This is a genomic window from Gordonia sp. (in: high G+C Gram-positive bacteria) (assembly GCF_049299075.1).
In the GTDB taxonomy this organism is placed as follows: domain Bacteria; phylum Actinomycetota; class Actinomycetes; order Mycobacteriales; family Mycobacteriaceae; genus Gordonia.
This window is the reverse complement of sequence record NZ_JBAQWU010000018.1, coordinates 1-1,832: the sequence shown is the minus strand read 5'-3', so window position 1 is coordinate 1,832 and position 1,832 is coordinate 1. Positions and strand designations below refer to the sequence as shown.

Sequence of the window (1,832 nt, the reverse complement as noted above, 5' to 3'; positions counted from 1 at the left end):
GTTTAGCCTCGATCCACCGACTGACCTGGTGTAATTCGTGTGTCGGAATGAGGAAAGTGCCCTCTGAACTGGGATGATTGGTGTTCCTCACGCAACAATCAAACCGTTTCAGGAAGGGCACTTCCGGTGAAAGTGTCGCACAGGTTCGTGCCTGGTTCTGCGGTGTTCGATGATGGCAATCTCGTGTCGTGCGCTGGGTTGGTGCCAGTGATGACGCTGGCCGAACAGACCGGGCTGATGCGGCTGCTCGCCGACAAGGTTCGGATCACGGCGCCGCGGATCAAGTCGGGGTCGGCGAACCCCGCACCAAAACTGGGCACGCTGGTCGCGGGGATGTGCGCCGGGGCGGACTGCATCGATGACGTCGACGTGATCCGCAGCGGCGGCATGAAGACCGTGTTCGGCGGCGTCTATGCACCCTCCACGGTGGGAACGTTGTTGCGGGAGTTCACCTTCGGACATGCCCGCCAATTGGAGTCGGTGCTGCGCGAGCACCTCGTAGCGTTGTGTTCCCGGGTCGAGCTGCTGCCCGGCGCCGATGAGCAGGTGTTCGTCGACATCGATTCGCTGCTGCGCCCGGTCTACGGTCACGCCAAACAGGGCGCCTCCTACGGCCACACCAAGATCGCCGGCAAGCAGATCCTGCGCAAGGGACTGTCCCCGTTGGCGGCCACGATCAGCACCCCGGACGGCGCACCGGTGATCGCCGGGCTGCGGCTACGCGCCGGGAAGACCAACTCGGGCAAGGGTGCGGGCCGGATGGTCGCCCAGGCGATCAGCACGGCCCGTGCCGCCGGGGCTCGCGGGCCGATTCTGGTGCGCGGCGATTCGGCCTACGGCAACCGCACGGTGGTGCGGGCGTGCCTGCGCCACGGCGCCCAGTTCTCCCTGGTGGTGGCCCGCAACCCGGCCATCGATCGTGCACTCGCCGCGATCGAGGAGACGGCGTGGACCCCGGTGTCCTACCCCGGTGCGGTGCGCGATCCCGACACCGGCGCCTGGATCTCCGATGCCGAGGTCGCCGAAATCGGTTACACCGCTTTCGCGTCCACCAAAGACCGGATCACCGCCCGACTCATCGTCCGTCGCGTCAAGGACGCCCGCTTCCCCGATGCGCTGTTCCCGGTCTGGCGGTACCACCCGTTCTTCACCAACACCGACTTGCCCGTCGAGGCGGCCGACATCACCCACCGCCAGCACGCGATCATCGAAACGGTGTTCGCCGACCTGATCGACGGCCCCTTGGCTCACATCCCGTCGGGCCGCTTCGGGGCGAACTCCGCCTGGATCCTGTGCGCGGCGATCGCCCACAACCTGCTGCGCGCCGCCGGTATCCTGGCCGGGGACCGCCATGCCCGGGCACGCGGATCGACCCTGCGCCGCCGCATCGTCAACGTCCCGGCCCGGCTGGCCCGCCCACAACACCGGCCGGTCCTGCACCTGCCCACCCACTGGCCCTGGTCGAAGGCCTGGCTTGCGCTGTGGCACAACACCATCGGATACAGCCCGCCACTACCCGCCACAGTCTGACCAACCCGCCGCAAGGCCCGACCGGAGCACACAGGAAAAGCTGGACAGACCAGCGACTACCTCACGCCCGGACTCCGAAAATCGGGATCAACGAAAACCGGCACCGGCCGCCAAGGTCCGTCGGTGGATCAAGGCTAAACGCCTGTGGAGCCCCGGTAAGTCCTCCCACCAATCAGGGGGCACGGGGCGATGAAACAGGAAGCACCGCAACAGCGGCGTAGCCGCACGGGAATCCCCGCCCGTTCAAGGCGGGGAGCACGTCAAGACCTGCAACGGGTCATCGATCTGCGGCACCTGTGAGG

General features: G+C 66.9%; 1 protein-coding gene. It reads left to right on the top strand.

What is annotated here, in order from left to right; translation table 11 throughout:
• Nucleotides 1-126 precede the first annotated feature (126 nt).
• A complete protein-coding gene (locus WAW85_RS00790) occupies nt 127-1,530 on the top strand; it encodes an IS1380 family transposase (protein ID WP_422557767.1) in 1,404 nt (467 codons plus the stop codon).
• Nucleotides 1,531-1,832 lie beyond the last annotated feature (302 nt).